This is a genomic window from Moritella sp. PE36, from assembly GCF_000170855.1.
Taxonomy (GTDB): Bacteria; Pseudomonadota; Gammaproteobacteria; order Enterobacterales; family Moritellaceae; genus Moritella.
Genome location: NZ_ABCQ01000033.1, coordinates 44,597 through 50,596 on the forward strand (window position 1 = coordinate 44,597; position 6,000 = coordinate 50,596).

Sequence of the window (6,000 nt, forward strand, 5' to 3'; positions counted from 1 at the left end):
TAGTTACAATATAGCTTGAGGTAGATCAACTCGTTGATTTTACACATCACATCGCTTCGGCTAAAATGGCTGCATTAATCAAATAGGCCATATGGAATAAACATGACTAAAGCTAAAATCGGGATTGTGACAGTAAGTGATAGAGCCAGTGCTGGCATTTATGAAGATCTTTCTGGTAAAGCCATTATCGATGTATTAAACGAGTACCTGACTTCTGAGTGGGAACCTGTTTATGAAGTAATTCCTGATGAGCAAGATGTGATTGAAGCAACATTAATCAAAATGGCAGATGAGCAAAACTGTAGTTTGATTGTTACTACCGGTGGTACAGGCCCGGCTAAGCGTGATGTAACACCAGAAGCGACAGAGGCGGTTTGCGATCGTATGATGCCTGGTTTTGGTGAGTTAATGCGTGCAGAGTCGTTAAAATTTGTTCCAACTGCAATTTTATCACGCCAAACAGCAGGTTTACGTGCAGACACATTAATTGTGAATTTACCGGGTAAACCGAAATCAATCCGCGAATGTTTAGATGCGGTATTCCCAGCTATCCCTTATTGCATTGACTTAATGAATGGTCCTTTCCTTGAATGCGATGAGTCGGTAATTAAAGTGTTTAGACCAAAAGCGAAATAACCGCTCGTTCGTTTAATCCAATGGGACAGTTGTTGCGATTGGTATAGTGAATACGGTTGGTATAAATAATGGATGCCATGTATTTTCACTGACATGATGATAATACATGGCTTATTTATTGATTGCTCATATACGCCAGTTAATATTTGTTCGTTCCCAGATCCTCGGGGCCCCCATCGTTTTACCCCGTATATCACCGTGTGACATATCCTCAACTAAATCACTGTATTCCTGATTACTGAGTTTGAGAAAGTTTTGGTGATCGCCTGATTCAATATAGACTGAATCGGCAGTGAGCAGACTATCATCAACAATCATACTCATATCATATGCAGAGCCCATTGCTGGGATCGCGCCTTTTACGCAGTCAGGAAATAACGCCTGCAATCTCTGTTCGTTGGCTAAGTAATAATATTTACCCATAATCTGACTCACGCCAGTCAATGATACTCGGCTATTGGCGGGCAGCGAAGCCATAAGATAATCACCCGTTATACTTTCTAGTACAACGGCTTTCGCGACATTTCCTGCGGGAAGGTGAGCGCTGCGAGATGAATCTAGGGTGGTGAATGTTCGGCGATGTTTAATCGTGTCATAGTGAATAAATTCGTGTTCAAAATACTCTTTTAATGTGATTGCAATGGCCATCATGTACCTCCTAAAAACCACGAATAACACGCACAGAGTATAGCATAAACATGCTATACCAATATTAAGGGGGGAATAAAGCTGTTTATGCATCTGAGTTTAGCGCTTTTCACATCTTGAACTAATTTAGTAGTTATACCCATTACAATAAATACATAAACATTTTTCTGACTAAATATAGGATCAACTTATGGCTACAACTCCATCCACACAATATCTGAAGATAAAACAAAGACACCCTGAATTGATCAACGCCGTCGAATCACTTGGTAAAGCAGCAAAGCAGTCAGGACCAATCGATGAAAAAACCGCACAGTTAATCCAATTAGCAGCCGCCGCCGCTATTCGTTCAGAAGGGGCTGTTCATAGCCATACCAAAAGAGCGCTTGAAGCAGGGGCAAGCGTTGATGAAATTCGCCATGCATTACTGCTGCTGACCAGCACATTGGGTTTTCCCTGTGTTATGGCTGCAATGAGCTGGGCCGATGAAAAGCTATAATCAAACCTATAGATTACGCATTACCTTGTGAATGACATCATCTACATTAATGTTGATATGTTGAGATGCGTCTTGGGCATAGACATCAATATTTTTGTATAGCTCACCAATCATAGTGATGCCGCTACATTGAATTGTCAGCACTATATTTGCGGTGATGATGTCTATTACCGCTTGCTCGTCAGAATTTAACTCAAGTGCATTGATTTCTTGTCGCCAATCAGACTGACCTTTAATTTTTGTTAAGGTACTTTCTGAGCTTGTTAATAACGCGTCGCTAATTCGCATATGTCTGAGATCCTCTGATAGTGAATGGCAATACATAACCTGTTGTTAATGCCTTAATTTACCTTGTCTCGCATGTTCATGATGATAACCACTGCCTGCTTTGTTAAAGCCACAACTAATTATTATTGGTTGTACTAGATCAACTAAATCTGACGTTTTCATCTTAATCGTTTCAGCGTGGTCACCTGCATTAAAACTGATTTCATCTTGCTGTATTAACGTGTCTGAAATATAAACGGGCATGTTAAACAAATGACCAAAAGGCGGCATGGCACCGGTTTCACAGTCGGGAAACATACTACTGAACTGATGTTCATATGCTAAGTTGACGTAATTAGCACCAATAGAAAAAGCAATATTGTCAAAATCAATGGTGTAAGGGGCGGGCATAACAACCATAACGAGTCTTGTATCTGCGGTAATAATGACAGTTTTAGCAAAAGACATACCACTGGTTTTACTTAATTCAGCAACATGCTGCGCAGTATAACCGGGTGGGTGATGATCACTTTGGTAGTTTATATAAGCCTGATCTAAATAATGGGTGATTTTTCGCATGAGCATAATCAACCTCCCTAGCGGTTAATGCGCTAATACATTTATTAAGAATGTTTAGGAGCTTTAATTATAGTTGTTAATTGCTTTAATGATGGACTACGGACAATCTCAGTAAAATAAATGATGCAGTATTGCTCGATGGGGGGGAATAAAAAAAGGGTAAAATGCATAAACATTTTACCCTTTAGTATTTACATATTTAACTATCTATTTAAGTTAGGCAATAAAGCGTACTAATGCTTAACGTTTGTTACTGCGCTTAGCTTGCTGGCCTTGACCACCTTTATTGGCTGACTTATTTTCACCGCCTGGACGGTTGCCTGATGGTTTCTTGAATCCGCCACCCTTGGTACTGCCGTTCGCATTCTTGCTACTGTTGGTGCTGCTATTGCCACCTACAGCTAGTTTTTTACGGTTAGGTTTGTTACCACCTTTATTACCGTTTTCGTTAATGCCAACGCCTTCTTGTGGAGCAAGACCTGTGTGTTTAGTTAACGCATTAGTGAACTGCTTAGTACCAGGTTGAGCACGTTGCTGTTTAACGCCTTTATTACCGGTATTCGGCTTGTTTTTACTGTTAGCGCCACCTTTACCAAGATGCGGTTTCGCATTGCTGCGTAGGGCTTGTTTTTCGGCCAAACTCTCTGGTGGTACGAGGTGTTTTGGACCGCGACCAATCAGGTGACGATTACCTGTTTTAAGCAGGAATTCGCGAATGATTGGCCAGTTAGCTGGATCGTGGTAACGTAAAAGCGCTTTGTGCAGACGACGTTGACGCGCACCTTTTGGTACCACGACTTTTTCATCTGTTTCACGTACTTTATGTAATGAGTTAAGCTCTGTGTGATACACGGCTGTTGCATTAGCAAGTGGTGAAGGGTAGAAGTTTTGCACTTGATCAAGCTTGAACTTATACTGTTTTAACCATAAGGCTAACGTCAGCATGTCCTTATCATTGGTACCTGGATGCGCAGAGATGAAGTAAGGAATAAGGTATTGTTTCTTGCCCGCTTCAGCAGAGAAACGATCAAACATTTCTTTAAACTTATCGTAAGTGCCCATACCAGGCTTCATCATGATATCAAGCGGTGACTTTTCGGTATGCTCTGGCGCAATCTTCAAATAACCACCAACATGATGCTGTACTAATTCTTTTACATAACGTGGATCTTCAATCGCTAAGTCATAACGTACACCCGATGCAATCAAGATCTTCTTAATGCCCGGTACTTTACGTGCGCGACGATACAAGTTAATTGTTGGTGTATGATCTGTGTCCATGTGCTTACAAATGGTCGGGAAGATACAAGACAGGCGGCGACAAGTCGCTTCTGCTTTTGCACTCATACAACCGAGTTTGTACATGTTTGCTGTTGGTCCACCAAGATCGGAGATAACACCGGTAAAACCAGGTACTTTATCGCGAATGGCTTCCATTTCTTTTACGATAGAATCTTCTGAGCGACTTTGAATTACGCGACCTTCATGTTCGGTAATCGAGCAGAAAGAGCAACCACCAAAACAACCGCGCATAATATTAATCGATGTTTTGATCATGTCATAGGCAGGGATCTTTTGATCACCATAACTTGGATGCGGAACACGCGCATATTCTAAATCAAATACGCCGTCCATTTCACCTTCTGCAAGCGGTGCCGCTGGTGGATTTAACCATACTTCACGTGCACCGTGCTTTTGGATCAGGGCACGTGATGAAATAGGGTTTGTTTCCAGATGGAATACACGCGATGTATGCGCATATAACATTTTATCTTTTTTGACCGTTTCTAGATCGGGTAGGCGAATATAGGTCTCGTGCCAAGGCATTTGCTTAGGCGCTTGCATCACGATAGGTTTCGCTACATCCGCATCAGAATTATCGATGATCTCTTCTTTATCTTGTTTCGAGCAGGTTTCATCAATTTCTGTGTACGGACTGATAATAGGTTCAATTTTACCCGGGGTATCTAATGTACGAGAATCAATACCTTTCCAAGTGGGTAGAGGTTCTTTTAGCATAACTGCCGTACCACGAACATCTTTGATGTCTTTAATTGATTCGCCACTGGCAAGACGGTGTGCAACTTGGATCAATGGACGTTCTGCATTACCGTAAATCAGCATATCAGCTTTTGAATCAGGTAATACTGAACCACGAACTTTGTCTGACCAATAATCATAGTGCGCAATACGACGTAGACTGGCTTCGATACCACCAATCACAACGGGTACTTCTTTATATGCTTGTTTACAACGTTGGGTATATACTAATACTGCACGATCTGGACGTTTACCACCGATATCACCTGCGGTATAAGCATCATCATGACGTAACTTAAGATCTGAGGTATAGCGGTTGATCATTGAGTCCATGTTGCCCGATGTGACACCGAAGAACAGATTTGGACGGCCTAACTGTTTAAACGCTTCTGCATCTTCCCACTCTGGTTGTGAGATAATACCCACACGAAAACCTTGTGCTTCTAAGGTTCTGCCAATAATAGCCATACCAAAACTCGGGTGATCGACATATGCGTCTCCTGTAACAACAATAATGTCACAGCTATCCCAACCGAGTTGGTCCATTTCTGCACGTGTCATTGGCAAAAATGGTGCGGGTTTTGTCACCCGATTCTGATATTTTGGGTATGAAAAAAGATCTTTGGCAGTTTGTTGCATAAAGTACTCTTGGGTATTAATTTTAGTGCGCAAAGTTAATTGCGAAGGCTATTTTCACGACTGGAATAAATACTATAAAGAGAAGCCAGCCGTTACTGAGGGCGGATTATAGCCACTTATAACGTCTTTTGCGATTAAAAGTGGCAATAAATATTTAGCTTGCTTGTAACAAGTTGAAAAACTGAGTCAAATTATTTGCTTCATAATCGGCTTTGTAGTCCAGATTAGGAACAACTTGCTCTGAACCAGTTAACCAGACAGTAGTCATACCAAGGGTTTTAGCCGGTTTTAGGTTACGTAATTGGTCATCAAAGAAGACGGTGTTATGACTATCAATCGCGTGTTTATTACAGAGTGTTTGATAGCTTGAATTGTGTGGTTTTAGCTCATAATTGGCGTCTTCTAATGAAAATATAGCATCGAAGCAGTCTATAAGTGCTAATTCAGTCAGAATTTTTGTCGCGTAATGCTTTGGTGAATTCGTGTAAATCATTTTACGGCCAGCCAATTGGTCAATCTGTTGACCTAAATTTGGCTGTGCTTTCAGCGACGACATATTAATGTCGTGGCAATAATGAATGAAATCATCACGATTAACATTATGGTGTTTGACTAACCCTTTAACAGTCCCGCCGTAATCTCTGTAATACTGATTCGATAACAGTGTCGCCTCTGGAAGAGGTAATGATAAT

Annotated in this window: 7 protein-coding genes; 2 read left to right on the forward strand and 5 right to left on the reverse strand. The window is 41.2% G+C overall.

Translation table 11 applies throughout. The annotated features are described in order from the left end of the window. The first annotated feature begins 102 nt into the window (after positions 1–102). Positions 103–636 carry a molybdopterin adenylyltransferase gene (mog, locus tag PE36_RS16265; RefSeq protein ID WP_006033140.1) on the forward strand — a complete coding sequence of 178 codons (534 nt, stop codon included), beginning with the start codon at positions 103–105 and terminating at the stop codon, positions 634–636. A gap of 126 nt (positions 637–762) precedes the next feature. Here mog and PE36_RS16270 read toward each other — a convergent pair whose 3' ends face one another. After that, a complete protein-coding gene (locus PE36_RS16270; RefSeq protein WP_006033141.1) occupies positions 763–1,287 on the reverse strand; it encodes a YbaK/EbsC family protein in 525 nt (174 codons plus the stop codon). Positions 1,288–1,474: 187 nt separating this feature from the next. On the opposite strand from PE36_RS16270, the gene PE36_RS16275 reads away from it, so the two are divergent. Beyond that, a complete protein-coding gene (locus PE36_RS16275; protein ID WP_006033142.1) occupies positions 1,475–1,783 on the forward strand; it encodes a carboxymuconolactone decarboxylase family protein in 309 nt (102 codons plus the stop codon). A 6-nt stretch (positions 1,784–1,789) separates the two neighbouring features. Here the strand turns inward: PE36_RS16275 and PE36_RS16280 are convergent, their stop codons facing one another. The 4 genes from PE36_RS16280 to PE36_RS16295 form a co-directional block, all read right to left on the reverse strand. Next, positions 1,790–2,071 carry a hypothetical protein gene (locus PE36_RS16280; protein WP_006033143.1) on the reverse strand — a complete coding sequence of 94 codons (282 nt, stop codon included), beginning with the start codon at positions 2,069–2,071 and terminating at the stop codon, positions 1,790–1,792. A 45-nt stretch (positions 2,072–2,116) separates the two neighbouring features. Continuing rightward, positions 2,117–2,635, reverse strand: coding sequence for an aminoacyl-tRNA deacylase (locus tag PE36_RS16285; protein ID WP_232286599.1), 519 nt, complete (start codon positions 2,633–2,635; stop codon positions 2,117–2,119). Positions 2,636–2,869: 234 nt separating this feature from the next. Continuing rightward, positions 2,870–5,308, reverse strand: coding sequence for a YgiQ family radical SAM protein (locus PE36_RS16290; RefSeq protein WP_006033145.1), 2,439 nt, complete (start codon positions 5,306–5,308; stop codon positions 2,870–2,872). 154 nt (positions 5,309–5,462) lie between these two features. Then, on the reverse strand, positions 5,463–6,000 hold a 538-nt coding region (locus PE36_RS16295; RefSeq protein WP_006033146.1), incomplete at its 5' end, for an HAD-IA family hydrolase.